Annotated in this window: 8 protein-coding genes; all 8 read left to right on the forward strand. The window is 70.7% G+C overall.

Annotation, left to right across the window (positions count from 1 at the left end; translation table 11 throughout):
• The first annotated feature begins 41 nt into the window (after window positions 1-41).
• Genes NLX83_RS34970 through NLX83_RS35005 form a run of 8 tightly spaced genes read left to right on the forward strand, consistent with a single transcriptional unit; the run spans window position 42 to window position 19,653 of the window.
• Window positions 42-1,916, forward strand: a complete 1,875-nt coding sequence (locus tag NLX83_RS34970) for a hypothetical protein (protein WP_254239538.1) — start codon at window positions 42-44, stop codon at window positions 1,914-1,916.
• Window positions 1,913-2,176, forward strand: a complete 264-nt coding sequence (locus NLX83_RS34975; protein ID WP_254239539.1) for an acyl carrier protein — start codon at window positions 1,913-1,915, stop codon at window positions 2,174-2,176. Before NLX83_RS34970 ends, NLX83_RS34975 begins: the two co-directional genes overlap by 4 nt.
• Window positions 2,173-3,180, forward strand: coding sequence for a 3-oxoacyl-ACP synthase III family protein (locus NLX83_RS34980; protein WP_254239540.1), 1,008 nt, complete (start codon window positions 2,173-2,175; stop codon window positions 3,178-3,180). The genes NLX83_RS34975 and NLX83_RS34980 overlap by 4 nt, the downstream gene beginning before the upstream one ends.
• Window positions 3,174-4,802, forward strand: a complete 1,629-nt coding sequence (locus tag NLX83_RS34985; protein ID WP_254239541.1) for a fatty acid CoA ligase family protein — start codon at window positions 3,174-3,176, stop codon at window positions 4,800-4,802. Before NLX83_RS34980 ends, NLX83_RS34985 begins: the two co-directional genes overlap by 7 nt.
• A complete protein-coding gene (locus NLX83_RS34990) occupies window positions 4,799-5,788 on the forward strand; it encodes an NAD-dependent epimerase/dehydratase family protein (RefSeq protein ID WP_254239542.1) in 990 nt (329 codons plus the stop codon). The genes NLX83_RS34985 and NLX83_RS34990 overlap by 4 nt, the downstream gene beginning before the upstream one ends.
• The gene (locus NLX83_RS34995; protein ID WP_254239543.1) at window positions 5,785-7,287 is read left to right on the forward strand and encodes a PfaD family polyunsaturated fatty acid/polyketide biosynthesis protein; all 1,503 of its coding nucleotides are present in this window, start codon (window positions 5,785-5,787) and stop codon (window positions 7,285-7,287) included. The genes NLX83_RS34990 and NLX83_RS34995 overlap by 4 nt, the downstream gene beginning before the upstream one ends.
• Window positions 7,288-7,297: 10 nt before the next feature.
• Window positions 7,298-13,000: a type I polyketide synthase gene (locus NLX83_RS35000; protein ID WP_254239544.1), complete on the forward strand. Its 5,703-nt coding sequence runs from the start codon at window positions 7,298-7,300 to the stop codon at window positions 12,998-13,000.
• A complete protein-coding gene (locus tag NLX83_RS35005; RefSeq protein WP_254239545.1) occupies window positions 13,000-19,653 on the forward strand; it encodes a beta-ketoacyl synthase N-terminal-like domain-containing protein in 6,654 nt (2,217 codons plus the stop codon). The genes NLX83_RS35000 and NLX83_RS35005 overlap by 1 nt, the downstream gene beginning before the upstream one ends.
• Window positions 19,654-19,975: the final 322 nt, after the last annotated feature.

Genomic DNA, 19,975 nt, shown 5'->3' on the forward strand with positions numbered 1-19,975 from the left:
TGGGTGAAACGCGTCTGGCATGTGCCGGAATCGGTTACGCCATGGGGGCTTGCGGTTCAGTCGAATCGTTCGAGCGCGCCCATTACTCGGGTACCCCGATCGGGGAGAGCCGGACCTGGCCCGCGGAACGGGTACAGGAGGAGGCGCTGCGCGATGCCGCGGTCTCCGCGCAGGACGAGCGCGTGGTGGTCGTGGAGGTCACGGACGGCCTGGCCAAGGCACTGGCGCGGGCCGGGGAAGAACTCGCGGACGCCGATGTCGTGCTGGTCTGCGAAGAGGGGGCGGCGATCGCCCTGACCAGGCCGGACCGACCCGCTCCGAAGATCTACGCGACGCTGGCCGTCCCGGAGCCCGATGCGTCCGCCACCCTGGACGACCTGGTGCGGGCGGCGCTCAGCCTCTACCACCGCTACCTCCCGCCGGGCCCGGAGAACGCCGGCGTGAGCTGTCCCTGGCTGTGCGAGAGGGACGGCGCGCCGCTGCGCACCACGGTCGGCGAGCTGACCCTCACCGGCGCCAACACCCGCGACGAGATCGCGCCGGTGGACTGGCACTACGCCACCGACGTGGTGTTGCTGCCCGTCTGCGGTAAGGACACCGAAGACCTGATCGCAGCCGTCACGCGGGTGAAGGAGGCCGTCGACGAGGGCGCTGACCTGGCCGATCTCGTGGCCGACGACGCGGAAGCACCCCTGCGGGCGGTGTTCAGCGCGAAGCCCGACGCGATGGCCCGTGAACTGGACCGCGCACTGACCTCGCTGGCACGCGCACACGCCGAGGGCAAGGACTGGGCGAGTCCCAACGGCAGCTACTGCGCGGTGCGGCCGATCGGCGCGGACGGCGGTGTCGCGCTCGTCTACCCCGGGCTGTTCACCTTGTACGCGGGACTGAGCCGGGAGCTGATGCGCCTGTTCCCGGTGGTGCACTCCGCCCTGGAGGCACTCGCACTGGACACGGGCGCCGTCGAGCATCGCGACCTCGTGCAGCGCCTGCTCGGCCGGGTGGCCGGGCCGGAGGACGAGGCCGGGCTGGAACGGGAACTGGTCAACGACCTCGGCGCCTTGTGCGCGATCGGAGTCGGGTTCACCACCGCCCACACCCAGCTGCTGCGCGCGCTGCTCGGCCGCCGGGACCTCGGCGCGGTCGGCTACAGCCTCGGCGAGGTGAGCATGATCATCGCGGCCCAGCCCGACACCCGTGACTTCTGGGCGCTCAGGTCGCTGGGGGCGATGCCCGTGCTCGACGACGGGATCGCGGCCTCGGATCGCGTCGTGCGGCGGAAGTGGGAGATCCCCGATTCCGATCCGGGCCCGGTGTGGGGCTCCCGGGTGATCATGGGAGACCCGGAGCGGGTGCGCACCGCCGTGCGCGGTCGGGACCGCGTCTTCCTCAGTCACGTCAACACCCCCGGCGAGGTCGTGATCACCGGCGACCCCACCGAGTGCGCCCAGGTAGCCGCCGAGCTGGGCCTGCCGAGCATTCCCTCGGCGCACAGCCACGTCTTCCACACGCCGTTGATGGAGCGGGGCTACTTCGAGAGCGCCTTCGACCAGCCGGTGACCGTGGACCCGCGCGTCGAGCTGTTCAGCGCCCACGAGAACCGCCCGTTCGCGAAGGGCGACAGGGATCTCGGCGACAAGATCATGACGATGCTCAGCCGCCAGGTGGACTTCGCCCGCGTGGTGCGCGCCGCCTACGTGCAGGGCTACCGCTACTTCCTGGAGGTCGGCCCCGGCGGCGTGTGCACCCGGTGGATCACCGACACCCTCGCGGGCAAGCCGCACGTCGCGGTTCCGCTCGAACGGCGCGGCGCGCCCGCCGTGAACACCGTCGCGGGCCTGGTCGCCCGGCTCGCGAGCAACGGCGTCCCCCTCGACCTGACTCCGTTTTTGCCGGTCCAGAAGGAGACGACGTGACAACAGTCGATCGAGCGGAAGTCCTGACATACGTTCGGCAACAGATCGCCGCGCACCTCCAGGTCGACGTCGAGCAGGTGCAGCCGGACATGCCGGTCTACGCGTTGCCGGACATCGACTCGCTGAAGGCGATGCGGGCGATCACCGACGTGGAGAAGCGCTTCGGGGTGACCGCGCCGGTCGGCGAGATCATCGTGACGCGCACGGTCGGCGAGGTCGCGGATGTCCTGCACGCGGTGATCGAGGAGAGCCGGGCGTGAGCTACTCCAGGATCAGCCGGATCGCCGTGCACCTGCCGGAAGGCGGCCGGACCAGCGAGGAGGTGGAAGCCCTCGTCGCCGAGCTGAACCCGGGCTTCGAACCGCCGGAGGGACTGATCGAGCGGTTCACCGGGGTGCGCTTCCGGCACATCGCGCCGGAGGACACGCAGGCATCGGACCTGGCGGTGGCCGCGGTCGGGAAGCTCTTCGCCGAGTGGGGTCACGGCATCGACGACGTGGACCTGTTGATCTTCGCCGCGGCGAGCACGGACGTCATCGAGCCCGCGACGGCGCACATCGTCGCCGACAAGCTCGGCGGCTCGTGCCCGGTCTTCGACGTCAGCAACGCGTGCAGCAGCGTGTTCAACGCGATCGAGGTCGCCGACGCGCTCATCCGCACCGGGCAGTACCGGCGAGTGCTGATCGCTTGCGGTGAAAGGGTTTCACCCGGTGCTCGCTACCGCGGCATCACCTCGGTGGACGACTACGTGCACGCCGGGGCCTCGCACACAGTGTCCGACGCGGGTGCCGCGCTGCTGGTGGAGGCCAGTGACGAGCCGGGGATCATCGGACACCGGTCGACCGCCAACTCCAGCGCGTGGTCGGCCACTGTCATCCCGTTGGTGCACGACAAGGAAGCCGACACGCTGAAGGTGGAGTACCTCGGCGTGAAGACGTTGGACCTGATGAAGGGGCTCGACCAGGCGGACATCACGCCGCTGCTGGACGCGGTCGCCGGGTTCGGTCTGAGCATGGCCGACTTCGACGTGGTGTGCATCCACCAGGCCGTGCTCGCGTACGTGGAGGTGTTCTGCGAGCGCGCCGGAATTCCTTACGACCGCACGGTTCTGACGCTTGCCGATCACGGCAACGTGGCCTCGGCGACCCTGCCGCTGCAACTGGTGACCGCCGTGGAGAGCGGGCGCCTGAAGCCGGGGGACAGGGTGCTGCTCGTCGGCCTGGCCAGCGGGCTCAGCCTCGGCGTGATGGCGATGCGATGGTGAGCCGGCACGCCCACGACTTCCTGGCCGCGTTCCAGGACTCGGTGGAGCACCGCCCGGACAGCACGGCGGTCTGGTGGCCCACGGGAGGCGGCGCGTACTCGTTGATGAGCTATGCCGAACTCGGAGAGCTGGGCGAGGAGTACACCGTCGCACTGTGGAACGCGGGGCTGCGCAAGGGAATGCGAGCCTGCGTGCTCGTGCCGCCCGGACCGGAGCTGGGCGCGTTGTTCTTCGCGCTGGTCCGGATCGGCGTGATCCCGGTGCTCATCGATCCCGGTATCGCGAAGACGGCGTTGCGGGCCTGCGTCGCGGAGTCCGCGCCCGAGGCGTTCATCGGTGTTCCGCTGGCGCATGCCGCGCGCGTAGTGCTGGGTTGGGGACGATCCAGCGTGCGCATCCCGATCACCGTGGGGCGCAGGTGGTTCTGGGGCGGCCCGACGCTGAAGGCGTTGTGCGCTCGGGTCGGCGAGCAGCCGCCGGAGCTCGACCCGGATCCCGAGGCGCTCGCGGGCATCGCGTTCACCTCGGGCTCGACCGGGCCGCCGAAGGGCGTGGAGTTCCGGGGCCGCCACCTCGGCGCGCAGACGCGGCTGGCCGGGCAGGTGTTCCCGATCCCGCCCGGGATGGTCGGGATGTCCACGTTCCCGCCGTTCTCGCTGGCCGGGCCCGCGCTCGGGCTGAGCATGGTGGTGCCGGACATGGACCCGGTGCACCCGGCGGAGGCCGATCCGGCGGCGCTGATCACCGAGATCGACCGGTTCGGGGTGCGCGGCATGTTCGGCTCGCCAGCGCTGCTGGACCGGCTGTCCCGGTACTGCGTGGACAACGACGTCGTGCTGTCGTCGTTGTCCGTGGTCACCTCGGCCGGGGCGTCGCTGGACCCGCGGATCGCCGAGCGGATGCGCAAGTGCCTGAAGCCGGATGCGTTGCTGTACTCCGGGTACGGCGCGACGGAGTGCCTGCCGGTCAGCGTGATCGAGAGCCGGGACCTGCTCGGCGAGGCCCGCGTGGCGAGCGAGAACGGCGCGGGCACCTGCGTCGGCGTCCCGCTGGCCGACAACGACGTGCGGATCATCCGGGTCGACGACGACCCGATCGCCGAGTGGAGCGATGATCTCCTTGTCAAACAAGGGGAAATCGGGGAGATCACGGTCGCCGGGCCGAGCGTCAGCGAGCGCTACCACAACCGCCCGGACGCGACCGCGCTGCACAAGATCCGCGACGGCGACCGGATCGTGCACCGCGTCGGCGATCTCGGCTGGCTCGACGAGCACGGGCGGTTGTGGTTCTGCGGCCGCAAGTCGCAGCGCGTCCGCACCTCCCACGGCGACCTGAACACCGAGCAGGTCGAGCCGATCGCGAACACGGTGCGCGGGGTGCGGCGCACCGCACTGGTCGGCGTCGGTCCCGCGGGACGGCAGCAGCCGGTGGTGTGCGTGGAGACCGAACGCGGGGTCCGGCAGTCCGGCCGGAACCGGATCGCCGCCGAGGTGCTGCGCCTGGTCGGCGACCGCGGCATCGACACCGTGCTGTTCCACCCGGGGTTCCCGGTGGACGTCCGGCACAACGCGAAGATCGGCCGGGAGCGGCTGGCCCGGTGGGCGTCGAGGAGGGCGCGATGAAGATCCTGGTGACCGGCGGTGGTGGCTTCCTCGGCAAGGCGGTGTGCGCGCGGCTGCTGGCGGCCGGGCACGAGGTGACCTCGTTCTCCCGCAACTACCACGCGGACCTGGAGGTGGACCAGCTCCAGGGCGACCTCCAGGACTACGGCACGGTGACCGCGGCGGTCGCGGGCCGGGACGCGGTTGTCCACTGTGGAGCGAAGGCCGGTCAGTGGGGCCAGACCTACGAGTTCTACGGCATCAACGTGCTCGGTACCGACCACGTGATCAAGGCGTGCCGGGAGAACGGGGTGCCGCGGCTGGTCCACACGTCCAGCCCGAGCGTCGTCCACAATGGACAGGACCTGGAAGGGGTCGACGAGAACGCGCCGTACGCGAAGCACTTCCACGGCGACTACCCCAGGACCAAGGCCGAGGCGGAGAAGCGGGTGCTGGCCGCCAACTCCCCGGAGCTGGCCACGGTGGCGCTGCGCCCGCACCTCATCTGGGGTCCCGGCGATCCGCACTTCCTGCCCAGGATCATCGGCAGGGCAAGGGCCGGGCGGATGCGGCTGATCGGGCCGCCGGGCAAGCGCGTCGACACCATCTACATCGACAACGCCGCCGACGCGCACCTGCTTGCCGTGGAGAGGCTGGAGCCGGGCTCGCCGATCGCCGGGCGCGCGTACTTCCTCACCCAGGACGATCCGCGCACCGCGGACGAGACGCTGAACGCGCTGCTGGCCGTCGCCGGACTGCCACCGGAGACGCGGCGCGTGCCGTTCGCCCTGGCCAAGTTCGCCGCGACGGTGGTGGAGGGCGCGTACCGGCTGGCCGCCGTGCGCGCCGAGCCGCCCCTGACGCGGATGGTGATCCAGCACGGCGGCACCTCGCACTGGTTCGACATCTCCGCCGCCCGCCGCGACCTCGGCTACCACCCGAAGGTCAGCACCGAGGAGGGCCTGCGGCGCCTGACCGAACACCTCTCCGCGCGGGAGCGAGCATGATCGATCTCATCCACCGGGTGCGCGAACCGCTGCCCGTCACGCGCGGCGCGGACGGCGGCATCACCGTCGGCCAGGGCGAAACGCTCGGCGTCCTGCCCGCGCTCTACCCGGAATGGCTCGGCGACCGCAGCTTCTGCGAAGCTCATGGCGTCCGTTTCCCTTATGTCGCAGGGGAGATGGCCAACGGGATCGCGACGACGCGCATGGTGGTCGCGATGGCCCGCGCCGACATGCTCGGCTTCTTCGGCGCGGGTGGCCTCGCACCGTCCACAGTGGAGTCAGCGGTCGAGGAGCTGAGCCGCGAGCTCGCCGGGCGGACGAACTGGGGCGTGAACCTGATCCACTCGCCGACCGAGCCCGCCATCGAGGAGGCGGTCGCGGACCTCCTGCTCCGGCGCGGCGTGCCCAGGATCTCCGCGTCGGCGTTCATGACGCTGACCCCGGCGGTCGTGCGGTGCGCCGTCTCCGGGTTGCGCCGCGAGGCCAACGGCTGGATCAGCCGCCGCACCACCGTCTTCGCCAAGCTCTCCCGCCCGGAGCTGGCCGAGAAGTTCCTCTCCCCGGCGCCCGAGCCACTGCTGCGCGTGCTGGTGGAGCGCGGTCAGATCACCGCAGAGGAAGCCGAGCTGGCTCGCCACGTTCCGGTCGCGGAGGACGTCACCGTGGAGGCCGACAGCGGCGGGCACACCGACAACCGGCCGCTTTCCGCTTTGCTGCCAACGATTCTGGCGGTTCGCGACGAGATGTGCGCACGGTACGGCTACCACCGCCCGGTGCGCGTGGGCGCGGCGGGCGGGCTGGGCACTCCGGCGGCGGTCGCGGCGGCCTTCGCGCTCGGTGCCGCGTACGTGCTGACCGGCTCGGTGAACCAGGTCGCGGTCGAGGCCGGGGTGTCCGAAGAGGCCAAGAAGCTGTTGGCGCAGGCCGACATCACCGACGTCGCGATGGCTCCCGCAGCCGACATGTTCGAGCTCGGCGTCAAGCTCCAGGTGCTCAAGCGGGGCACGATGTTCGCCGCGCGAGCGAACCGGCTCTACCAGGTCTACCGCGACCACGACGGCATCGAGGGCATTCCACAACCGCTGCTGGACCGCCTGGAGAAGGAAGTCCTCGGTGCCTCCGTCGGGGACGTCTGGGTGCGGACCAAGCAGTTCTGGGCCGAGCGCGACCCGGCCGAGCTGGACAAGGCCGAGCGCGACCCGAAGCACCGCATGGCGCTCGTTTTCCGTTGGTACCTGGGCGGTTCCAGCCGCTGGGCGATCACCGGCGACCCGGTCCGGCGCAGCGACTACCAGCTGTGGTGCGGCCCGGCGATGGGTGCGTTCAACCGCTGGGCCGCGGGCAGTTTCCTCGCCGAGCCCGCCAACCGCTCCGTCGTGCAGATCGCGCTGAACCTGCTTGAGGGCGCCGCCGTGCTCACCCGAGCCCACCAGGCCCGCACGTACGGCGTCGCCGTTCCCGCCGAAGCGTTCGCTTTCCGCCCCCGCCCGCTGAGTTGAGGGAGTCGCCATGTTCGAGGACTTCGCGCCCACTGTGCCGATCGCCGTGGTCGGCCTCGGCGCGCTGCTGCCGGGTTCCGAGAACACGGCGGGGTTCTGGCGCACGGTGTCGGCGGGCCGGGACATGATCACCGAGGTGCCCGCGGACCGCTGGCTGCTGGAGGACTTCTACGACCCGGACCCGCTGGCCCCCGACAAGACCTACGCCAAGCGCGGCGCGTTCCTGTCGGCGACGGAGTTCGACCCGCTCGCTTTCGGTGTGCTGCCGAAGAACCTGGACCAGACCGACGCCGCGCAGCTGCTGTCGCTGATGGTGGCGGAACGCGTGCTCGCGGAGGTGGCGGGCGGCGACCCGGCGTCCCTGGATCGTGACCGGACCGGCATCGTGCTGGGCGCGTCGACGCTCAACCTGGTGGGATCCCTGGCGCAGCGCATGTCGGGGCCGGCACTCGCGAGGGTGCTCCGCGCGCAGGGCCTGCCTGATTCCACCGTGCGCGAGGCCGTCGCGCGGTTCACCGGGCTGGCTCCGGAATGGGGTGAGGCGAGCTTCCCCGGTCTGCTCACCAACGTGCTGTCCGGACGGATCGCCAACCGCTTCGACCTGCACGGGATGAACCACACCACCGACGCGGCCTGCGCGAGCTCGTTCGCGGCGCTGCACACGGCCGTCGACGAGCTGGCTTCCGGTCGCGCCGACCTGATGCTGGCCGGGGGCGTGGACACCGCCAGCGAGGCGTTCATGTTCGTCTGCTTCTCCAAGACTCCCGCGCTGTCCCTGACCGGGGACTGCCGCCCGTTCTCCGAACAGGCCGACGGAACCATGCTCGGCGAAGGCATCGCGATGTTCGCATTGAAGCGGCTCGCCGATGTCGAACGCGACGGGGACAAGGTCTACGCGGTGATCCGCGGCATCGGTACCGCCTCTGATGGTGGCGGAACGGCGATCTACGCGCCGGTGCCGGAAGGACAGGCGCGAGCGTTGCGCAGGGCCTATGAGCGCGCGGGCTACTCACCGTCCACTGTGGAGCTTGTCGAGGCGCACGGGACCGGCACCAAGGCCGGGGACGCCGCGGAGTTCGCCGGGCTGCGATCGGTGTTCGGTGACGATCGGGACGACGCCCAGTGGTGCGCCCTCGGTTCGGTCAAGTCCCAGATCGGGCACACGAAGTGCACGGCGGGCGCGGCCGGGCTGCTCAAGGCGATCCTGGCCCTGCACCACCGCGTGCTCCCGCCGACGATCAAGGTCGACGCGCCGAACCCGAGCCTGGAGATCGAGAGCAGTCCCTTCTACCTCAACACCGCCGCCCGGCCGTGGGTGCGCGGTGACGATCACCCCCGGCGCGCCTCGGTGTCGAGCTTCGGCTTCGGCGGCAGCAACTTCCACGTCACGGTGGAGGAGTACGTCCCGAGCGAGTCGGGCTGGGCGGAGCGCGCACCGCGCTCCAGGACCGCCGCGACCGAACTCTGGCTGTTCAGCGCCGACACCAAGGAAGGGCTGGCCGAACGCGAGCTTTCCGCTCAGGAAAGTCAACGGCGCTTCGAACCCAAGGCCCCGTTCCGCCTCGCCGTCGTCGCCACCGATGAGGCCGACCTGAAGGCGAAGATCACGCAGGCCAGGGAGCTGATCGGGCGCGAAGCGGCGTTCACCGCGCCCGGGCTGGCCTACGCGTCCGGCCCGGCCGAACTCGGCGGCCTCGCCCTGCTCTTCCCCGGCCAGGGCTCCCAGTACGTCGGCATGGGAGCGGATCTGGCGATGCAGCTCCCCGCCGCTCAGCGAGCATGGGATCGTTACGGCACAAAGGAGTTCGACGGCACGCCGCTGCACCGCGTCGTGTTCCCGTGCCCGGTCTTCACCGACGCCGACCGCGTGGAGCAGAAGGCCCGGATCACCGCGACGGAGTGGGCGCAGCCCGCCCTCGCCGCGCACAGCCTCGCGCTGCTCGACGTGGTCCGGGCCCTGGGGCTGCGCCCGGACTGCGTTGCCGGGCACAGCTTCGGCGAACTCACCGCGCTGCACGCCGCCGGAGTGCTCGATGCCGACGCGTTACTGGACGTCGCCCGGCGCCGCGGTGAGCTGATGCGCGACGCCGCACAGACCACCGCGGGCGCCATGCTGGCGGTGACGGCGAATCACGAGAAGGTCGAGGCCGTGATCGCCGAACTGGACGGCGTGTGGATCGCCAACCACAACGCGCCCGAACAGATCGTCCTGTCCGGCACCACGGCCGGGATCGCCGCCGCGGAGGCTGCGTTCAAGGGTGTCACCACCCGTAGGCTCGAAGCCGCGACCGCCTTCCACAGCCCGGTGGTGGCCGACGCGGCAGCCCCGTTCGCCGAGCACCTGTCCACTGTGGACATCTCGGAGTCATCCATCCCCGTGTACGGCAACACCGACGGTGACACCTATCCGTCCGAAGTGGACGAAGTGCGCGGACGCATCGCGGGCCACCTCGCCGCCCCAGTGCTGTTCCAGGCGCAGATCGAGGCGATGTACGCGGCGGGTGCGCGGACCTTCGTCGAGGTCGGCGCGGGCAGCACCCTCACTGGGCTGGTCGGACGGGTGCTGGGGGATCGGCCGCACGTGGCGGTGTGCCTGGACCGCGCTCGCCGCAACGGCATGACCACGGTGCACGAAGCCCTCGGCCGCCTCGCGGTAGCCGGTGCGGAGCTTGACTACGCCGTGCTCTGGGAGGAGTACGGCTCGGTACCCGAGCCCCAGCGGAAGGACGGCGCACGGATGACGGTGAAGGTCGACGGTGGACACTACGACCGCTCCTACCCACCCAAGGACGGGGAGCTGGCGCCGTCTCCGGTTCCCGCGCAGGTGACCAACGGCCACCTGCCCGTCCCTGCCCCGCCGGTCATGAACGGCCACGTGGACCAGTCGACGCGCAGCCTGCTGGAGGAGACCCAACGGCAGGCCGCGCTCGCCCACGCCGACTACCAACGCCAGACGGCCGAGGCGCACGCGGACTACCAGCGCCGGGTCACCGAGAGCCACCTGGCCTACCTCCGCATGTCCGAGCTGTCCCTGTCCGCTCTCCTCGGAACGCCCGCGCCCGCCGCCCCTCCGCCCACGTTCTCACCGGCACCGGTGGCGTTCCAGCCGCCGCCGATGCCCGCCCCGCCGTCGATCGCCCCGTCCGTGATGGCCCCGCCGGTGACGAGCCAGCCGGTGACGAGCCCGTCCGTGATGGCCCCGCCACCGCCGGTTGCGGCCCCCGCCGCCGTCCCGGCTCCCGCGCCGATCCCGGCCGAAGCCCCCGCCGCACTGTCCGAAGTGGACATCGACGCGAAGATCCTCGAGGTCGTCGCGGAGCGCACCGGCTACCCGGCCGAGATCCTCAACCTGGACATGGAGCTGGAGTCCGACCTGGGCATCGACTCCATCAAGCGGGTGGAGATCCTCTCCGCCTTCCGCGACCACACCGGCGACCTCCCGGACAGCGACATCGCCGAGTTCGCCGCCGCCCGCACGTTGCGCGAGGTCGCCGAGAAGGTCCGCAACCTCAACGGCGCCCCCGCGCCCGCCGAACCCAAGTCAGTCACCCCTGTGCTGGGTGAGCTGGTCAGAAGCGTTCCGGCGGCGGTCCCCACGACCCGCGCGGAGCTCGCCGTCGCAGGGCTGTTCGACGGCCCGATCGCGGTGATCGACGATGGCACCGGCATAGCCGAGGCGATCGCCGTGGAGCTCCGAGAGCACGGCTGCGCCGCCTCTGTCGAAACGGAAGTGCCCCAAGACGCCACCGGCCTCATCCTGCTCAACCTCGCCGAAGTGGCGGCAGACAAGGCCGTCGCGCACCTGACCATCCCGATCCTCGCCGCCTCGGCGATCGCCGACCGCTGCAAGCTCCTCGTCACCGTCCAGGACACCGGAGGCGACTTCGGCCTGAGCGGCGCACAAGGCGACCGCGCGTGGACGGCCGGGCTCTCCGGCCTTGCCCGCACCGCCGCCCGCGAATGGCCGGACTCGGCGATCAAGGCGCTCGACCTCGAACGCGGTGCCCGCACACCCGGCGAACTGGCCGAAGCCGTTGTGCGCGAACTCCTCGAAGGCGGCCCCGACCTGGACGTGGGGCTTCGCGCGGACGGCACCCGCAACACGCTCCGGATGCGCCCGGAACCCTTGTCCGGAAACGAAAGCATGATGATCACCAAGGAGTCGGTGATCGTCGCCACGGGTGGAGCGCGGGGGGTGACCGCTGCCTCGCTCATCGAGCTGGCCAAGCGGCGCCAACCCCGGATCGTCCTGCTGGGCCGCACAACGCTGAAGGTCGAGCCCGCTGGGCTGCGCGCCCACGTGGACGAGCCCTCCCTCGTCCGTGCGCTGGCCGCGACGAGACAAGCCGATCCCGCCGCGCTCTCCGCCCAGGCCAAGGACATCCTGGCCGGTCGAGAGGTCCGCGACACGATCGTCGCCCTGGAGGACGCGGGCGCCACCGTGCGCTACACCGCCGTCGACGTGCGCGACGAAGCCGCCTTGACCGAAGCCCTGAGCCAGGTCCGCGCCGAGTGGGGCCCGATCACCGGCATCGTGCACGGTGCCGGTGTGCTCGCGGACAAACACTTGGTGGACAAGACTTCCGAGCAGATCGAACGCGTGCTGCGCACCAAGATCGACTCGCTGCGGACGCTGCTGCGCGCGACGGCGGACGACCCCGTGGACCTGCTGTGCCTGTTCTCCTCGGTCACCGGACTCTTCGGCAACGCGGGCCAAGCCGACTACGCCGTCGCCAACGAGGTCCTGGACCAGGTCGCCGCGGTCGAACTCGCCCGCAAGCCCGGTCGCGTGGTCCGCTCCATCGACTGGGGACCGTGGCACGGCGGCATGGTCACACCGCAGCTGGCGGAACTGTTCACCGGCAACGGTGTTCCCCTGATCCCCATCGCGGCCGGGGCGAGCGCGTTCGCCGAGGAAGCACTGCGCCCGGGTGCGCCGAGCAGGGTGTGCCTCGCCCAGCAGGACGGCACGGCCCCGGCCTCAGCGACCACGCCCATGGAGATCGTCGTCAACGAAGTCCGCAACCCGTACCTGGTCGACCACACGATCAACGGTGTGACGATCCTGCCGGTCGTGATGGCGATCGAATGGTTCATCAGAGCCGCCGGGGAACCGGTGGCGCTACAGAACTTCCGGGTGCTGCGCAAGGTCACCTTGCCCGGCTACCGGGGCGACGGCGACCGCCTCACGGTCCAGCGCTCCGGTGCTGACCTCGAACTCCGCGATGGCGTCGCCCACATGAGGGCGACGCTCGGCGAGCACACCGGACCCCGCGACTGGCCGGAGCTGGCCGACACCTCGTCACCGTTCGTGCCGGTGCTCTACGACGGCGTGGCGATGTTCCACGGCCCTCAATTCCAGTCGCTGCGAAAATTCTGCTGCATCAACGACTCCGGCGCGGTCGCGGAGATCGTCGGGACCACGGAGCTGGACTGGCCGGTGGACGAGTGGGAAACCGATGGGCCCGCGTTGGACGGAATGCTCCAGCTCGCCTGCGTGTGGGCAGGCGAGCTCCTTCGGAGCGCGACGCTGCCCATGGCCATCGGTGAGATCCGCACCCACGGGTCGGGCCCGCTGGGCGCGGGGCGGTGCGTGGTGTTCGCTGGCAAGACCGGCTCCGCGCACACCACGTGCGACGTGGTGCTCACCGACTCCACTGGGGCGGTGCGCGCCGAGTTCCTGGACGTCGAGCTGGTGCGTCGGCCAAGCTGATGACCTTCGAACCCATCGCCGTCGTCGGGCGGGCGTGCCGGTTTCCCGGCGCGCCCGATCCGGACACCTTGTGGCGCAACGTCATCGAACGCAGGTCGTGCCTCACCCCGGTGCCACCGGGCCGGTGGCGCGTCGAGGCCGACGGAGTCCACAGTGGAGGATTCGTCGAAGTCGGTGCCAGCGCGATCGACCCGCTGAACGACTGGGTCCTGCACGGCACCGAGGGCGCGTTGAAGGAGGCCGGAGCGAGTCCGGGGGAAGCCGGTCTGGTCCTCGGCATCCTGCCCTCCGCACACGAGGCCGCGGCGAAGTTCGCCGAACAGGTCTGGCGCGGGGAAACACCTCCCGATCCACGGCACTGGTTCGCCTCCGGCTTCCCGGCCAGGCTCACGGCGCGGATGCTGGGCCTGGGGGCGGGTGCGTTCTCCCTGGACGCCGCGTGCGCTTCCGCGCTCTACGCGGTGAAGTACGCGTGCGACCGGCTGCACGACCGAACCGCGCGCGTGATGGTCGCGGGCGCGGTCAACCGTGCCGACAACCTGTTCCTCCACCGAGGTTTCCAAGCGCTTTCGGCCGCGAGCCCGACCGGCCGCAGCCGCCCGTTCCACCGCGACGCGGACGGCCTGGTTCCCGGCGAGGGCGCTGGATTCATCGCCCTGATGCGCCTCGCTGACGCGATCGCCGCCGACATCCCGGTCCTGGGCGTGATCCGAGGCGTCGGCCTGTCCAACGACGGCAGGTCCGGCGGACTGCTCTCCCCGTCGCAACAGGGCCAGGAACGAGCACTGCGCCAGGCTTACGAGCTCGCCGGGCTCGATCCCGCGACAGTGTCCTATGTGGAGTGTCACGCCACCGGCACGCCCGTTGGTGACGCGGTGGAAGTCCGCGCGATGGCCGCTGTCTTCCGCGACGCGCCCGACGTCGTGATCGGCTCGCTGAAGGCCGCGATCGGCCACACGCTCGCCGCGTCGGGCATGGCGGGCATCCTCAAGGTCCTCGGCGCGTTCACGGCAGGAGTTCGCCCGGCACAACCGGAAACGGTCGACGCGATCGACGCACTCGCCGGAACTCCGCTGCGCATCGCGGAAACCGCCGAGGAGTGGAGCGGCCCCCGCCGAGCCGGGGTGAGCTCCTTCGGGTTCGGCGGCGCTAACGCACACGTGATCCTGGAAGCGTGGCACGACTCTGCCGGAGTGCCCGAGCCCCCACCGCCCGCCCAGATCGCGGTCGTGGCGATGGGCGCCAGGGTGGGAGACGGCAACAGCCTCGAAGACTTCCGCAACGCCCTGCTGACCGGCACTCCGGTCGGCCCGATGTCCACAGTGGACGTCGACGTCGACGGGCTCTGCTTCCCCCCGGCGGATCTCCGCAGCGCCGAACCCCGCCAGCTCATGGCGCTCGCGGCGGCGCGCGAAGCGGCCAGTTCCGTCGTTCTGCCCCGAGAGCGAACGGCGGTTCTGGTGGGAATCGGCGACTCCGTCGGGCCTGCGCGGTACAGCGCCGGCTGGCGCGGCGGTCACGCCGAACCTCTCGTCGCCGCCGCGGTCGTCGGCACGATGCCGCACGTCACCGCGCACCGCATCAACACCCAGCTCGACCTCGCCGGACCAGGGCTCGCGGTGTGCGCGGACGAGGAGTCCGGCTTGGTCGCGCTGGACCTGGCCGTGCGCGCACTCCGCCATCGTGAGGTGGACGCGGCCGTGGTCGGCGCGGTCGACGTGACCACCGATCCGGTCCAGCGCGCGGCCCTCCGCACGGAGCACCCAGGTGACGCCGCCATCGTGCTCGTGCTCAAGCGGCTCGACGACGCGCAGCGGGATGGCGACGAGATCATGGCTGTCCTGGGCGAAAAACCACCGGTCGGAGACGACCTGTTCGGCAACACCCACGCCGCGAGCGGCCTGCTCTCCGTCGCCGCCGAGATCCTCCACAAGGCTCCCCGGCTGCGGATCTTCTCCGGCCGGGATCGCGCCGACGTGCTCCGCGCGGTGGCCGCCGGACGCGAGTCCAACAACGGCCCCGCCCGCCTCGCGGTCAACGGCGACGTGCTCGACCAGGCCGTGAAATGGCTCCAGAACAAGGCGATCCGACCCAGGGGAGCGTCCTATCGGGACACACCGCTGGCCGGAGAGACGGCCTTCGTGTTCACCAACGGGTCGGCCGCCGAGCCCCACGCGAACGTCCTCGACCAGATCATCGCGGCTGGACACCTGAGCGCGCGGCACGCGAGGACCAGCCGCGGGCTCCTGGGCGATCCCGACGCCGTGATCGGGTACTCCTCGGGCGAATCCGCGGCGCTCACCGCGCTGGGGCTCTGGGACAACCCGGTCGAGGAAGCCCGGCGCAGCGGCCTGTTCGACAAGGAGATCGGCGGTGAGTACCGCACCATCCGCCGAGCCTGGGCGGAGCTGGGCGTCGAAGGCGAGCGGTGGGCCAGCTACGCGGTCCCCATCGCCGCGGAGCACGCCCGCGCGGCCCTGGCGGGGGAGCGCGCCGTCCACCTGATGGCGATCAACACCCCCGACCTGTGCGTCATCGGCGGTGAGGCCGACGCCTGCGCGACATGGCTGGCCCGGCACGAGTTCACGGCGGTCCGGCTCGACTACGACATGGCCGCCCACGCGCCCGAACTCGCCGAGATCGCCGCGCGGTGGTGGGAGCTGCACCACCGGCCGATCACCCCGATCCCCGGCGTCCGCTTCTACAGCTGCGCCAGCGGTGAGTCCTACGAACCGACCGCCGACTCGGTCGCCGCCGCGCTCACCCACCAGATGCTCGGCACGATCGACTTCGTTCGGGTGATCGAACGTGCCTGGTCGGACGGTGTGCGGATCTTCGTCGAGCACGGCCCGCGGAACCTGTGCACCTCGTGGATCGACCGCATCCTCGGTGACCGCGACCACCTCGCCGTCGCGCTGGACGCCCCGCGGCCCCAGGTGATCGCGGAACTGGCGGCGGCAGGAGTGCTCGTCGGCAAGGAAAGAACGAACGTCATCCGGTTCCCGGTGAACCTCTCTGCGGCCCAAACCCAAGTGGTGCAGGCACACGTGATGCCGCCCGCGCCGCCCCTGCCCCCGGTGCTCCGCCCCGCCCCGGCCGCGGGCCCGGCCAGCCTGTGCACCCTGGTCACCACGGCTCACCGCGCCGCACTCACCGGACAAGCCCAGGCATACCACCAGTTCCTCGCCACCCACGCCGAAGCCGACCAGGCCTTCCAGCGCACGCTCAGCGCACTCTTCACCCGGCCAGAGCCCGGCATGAGGCTCGACCGCGCCCAACTGGAGTTCCTCGCCCACGGCAAGATCTCCGAGCTGTTCGGCCCGCTGTTCGCGGCGCAGGACCACAAGCACCGGCAAACCCGCATGCCCGCGCCACCGATGCTGCTCGCCGACCGGGTACTCGACATCGAAGGCGAACCCGGCGCGCTCACCAAGGGACGCGCGACCGGGACCATCTGGACGGAAACCGACATCACCGACGACTCCTGGTACCTCGACGGCTGCGGTCGCATGCCCGCCGGGCTGATGATCGAGGCGGGCCAGGCCGACCTGCTCCTGATCAGCTGGCTCGGCGCCGATCTCGTTGGCGGCGAACGGGTCTACCGCCTGCTCGGCTGCGACCTGACCATGCACGGAGCACCACCGGGGCCAGGCGACACCCTGCGCTACGAGATCCACGTGGACGGCGACGCCCGCGTGTTCTCCTTCCGCTACGACTGCCACGTCAACGGTGAGCTCCGCATGACTGTCCGAAATGGACAAGCGGGCTTCTTCACCGACGAGGAACTCGCGGCGAGCGAAGGCGTCCTCTGGAACCCCGGCCCCACCGTGGGCTGCGCGCCTGCCGCCCGGACGGCCGCCGCCTTCACCGCCGAACAGCTCATCGCGTTCGCCGAAGGCCGACCCGCCGACTGCTTCGGCCAGGACTGGGAAATCTCCCGAGCCCACGTCCGCAGCCCGCGCATCGGTTCCGGCCGCATGTGCCTGATCGACGAGGTGACCGAGTTCGACCCGCACCGCGGCTACCTCCGCGCGAGGACTCGCGTCGCCCCGGACAGCTGGTTCTTCGATGGCCACTTCCACAACGACCCCTGCATGCCCGGCACCCTGATGTTCGAGGGCGCGGTCCAGGCGGCGTCGTTCCACCTCGCCGCGTGCGGGCACAGCATCGACCGCGACGGCTGGCGCTTCGAGGTCCAGGGCCAGGCCCGCCTGCGCTGCCGCCGCCAGGTCACCCCCACCGACTCCGAACTGGTCTACGAGGTCTTCGTCTCCGCCCTCGACGAGTTCTCCGTCACCGCCGACGTTCTGTGCACAGTGGACGGTGTGAAAGCCTTCCACGCGGCGGAACTCACCGTGTCCCTGGTCCCGGACTGGCCGCTGGACCACTGGCGCCGTCTCGGCCCGCCCCGAGTGCTCAAGGCGGGCGAGGACGTCCCCTTGCCACTGCTCGGCGGCCTCGTGGGCCACCAGGACCACCCGGGCGGACTCCGCATGGTTCTCGCCGCGTCCTGGGGTCGCCAGGCGGAGTCCGGCGGTGAGTCCCGCGCCCGCTTCGACGGGGCGCTGCGCATGCCCCGCCTCCCCGGCCCGCCGTACCTGTTCGTCAGCCGGTTCGTCGGCGGCACCATCGAGCCAGGTGCCGAACGCGTCGGGGACACCCTCGTCGCGGAGTACGACGTGCCCGCCGACGCCTGGTACTTCGACTCCGGCGCGCAGCCCGTCATGCCGTCCGCCGCGCTGATCGAAGTGGCCCTCCAGGTGTGCGGGTCGCTGTCGTCGATGACCACCGACCTCGCCGCCACCGAGGAAAGCCTCTTCTACCGCAACCTCGACGGCGAGGGCACGGTGATCAGCCACATCACCTCCGGGACGAGGGTCCTGCGCACCACCGCTGAGCTGTGCAGGGTCTCCCGGCTCGGCAACATGGTCATCAACAGCTTCGTCGTGGACGTGCTCGCGGACGGAGTCCCCGCCTACCACGCCACCGCCGTCTTCGGCTTCTTCCCCAAACGCGCGCTGGAGGAGCAGGTCGGCCTGCCCGGCGGCCCTCCCGAGCAGTTGCCGCCCGGCCGAGACCTCGACCTCGGCGGCCTCGCGGACACCCCGCCGATGCTGCTCATGCTGGACCGCGTCACCGGCTACTGGCCGGACGGCGGCAAGGCCGGGCTCGGCAGGCTGCGCGCGGAGAAGGACGTGGACGCGGGGGAGTGGTACTTCAAAGCCCACTTCTTCCAGGACCCGGTCCAACCCGGTTCGCTCGGCATCGAGGCGCTGTGCCAGGCACTGCGGCTGCACCTGCGAGCGCAGGGCCTCAGCGGTCCCGGCCACGATCCCGTGCTGATCGGCCACCCGATGAAGTGGACCTACCGCGGCCAGGTCGTCCCCGGCACCGGCACCATGACGATGGAGATCGAGGTCCTCGCGGTCGAGGCGGACCACGTCGTCGCCGAGGGCTGGCTCTGGTTCGAAGGCCGCCGCCTCTACCACCTGAGCCAGTTCGCCATGAGCACCAACGGCGAGAGCCGGCTCGACCCCGCCGAGCACCCCTGGATGGCCGACCACCGCCCCGGCTGGGCGACGCCCGCCATGCCCATGATGTCCATTGTGGACACACTCGCGGACGCCGCCGCACGCCGCACCGGCCGCTCCGTGCACGCCATGCGCGACGTCCAGCTCCGTCGCTGGCTGCCGACCGACCACCCGGTCCGCCTCCGCACGGACGTGGTTCGGGACCGCGACACCACCCAGGTCACCCTGCTGACGTGGCGCGAGGCCGCCACCACTCACCTGTCCAGGTTCGAGGAGGTCGCCGCGGGCACCGTCCACCTCGGCCCGTTCCCGTCCGAGCGGCCCGAACCGTTCGCCCCGCTCATCGACGCGGTGGAGGAAGTCGACCCGTACACCAGCGGAGAGATGTTCCACGGCCCCGCGTTCCACTACGTCACGTCGCTGCGCACATCCGACTCCGGCAGCACGAGCGTCCTCGACATCGATCGCGGCACAGTGCCCTACGGTCGGCTGCACCAGGGACTCCTGGACGGAATGGTGCACGGAGTCCCGGTGCACCACCTCCAGCGCTGGTCAGCGGACATCCCTCCAGGGCGCGTCGGAGTTCCGCACCGCTTGGTGTCCCTCGACCTCTACGAGGAGTTGCCGCGCACAGGCACGGCGATCTCGGAGATCCGGTTTGCCGGGCACGCCGACGGGAACCCAGTACTGCCGATCTTTGATATGCAGTTGGTGGTGCACGGCCGCGTGGCGGCGCAGATGCGCCTGGTCTACGTGATGATCCCGCTGGAGCTGGGAGCTTCACTGCCGCTCGCAGCACGCCGCGCGTTCCTTCGCGACCGCGTGTACGTGCCTGGGGCGACGCTCTCCTCGCAGAGCGGAGACACCACGGTGCTGCGGCAGCAGGACGTGGACGCCATGGACGTGACGCCGGGCTCCGTGGCGCGCGTGTTCGGTGTCGATCCCTCGCTCGCTCGCGCTGAGCTGGCTGCGGTGATCGCCGTCAAGGAACACGTCGCGCGCTTGGCCGAGGTCCACCCCTGCTACGTCTCCGTGGAAGGAGGGAGTGCCCACGCGAACGACCGGACCTACCTCGTGAAGATCATCCCCGGCGAGCGCGAAGTGACCGTCACATCGCGCTGACCAGCCGATTTGACTTCTGATCATCGCCTACGTAACTTTCTCCAGGCCAGCGCGGCACGGACCTCTTCGGACCGGGCGCGAGGCAAGTAAGACCCGCGAACCAAGCTCCCATCGCATGGTGGTAGAGTGGGCGGCCTGCGAAATTGGGAACAACACACTGCCTGACTAAATCCGCCTGGGTGTGGTGCGTCGTTGGCGTGTGCTCCCTGATATGTGAAGTGAATATGTTCGGAGTCGTGTGACGTCGGATCTCCTTTTCTGGGAAAAGGTCGGGTTGACCCCCGATTTGACACCGGGAAATCGAGCCGGATAAGCTTCGGAC

Source organism: Allokutzneria sp. A3M-2-11 16, assembly GCF_024213555.1.
GTDB lineage: Bacteria > Actinomycetota > Actinomycetes > Mycobacteriales > Pseudonocardiaceae > Allokutzneria.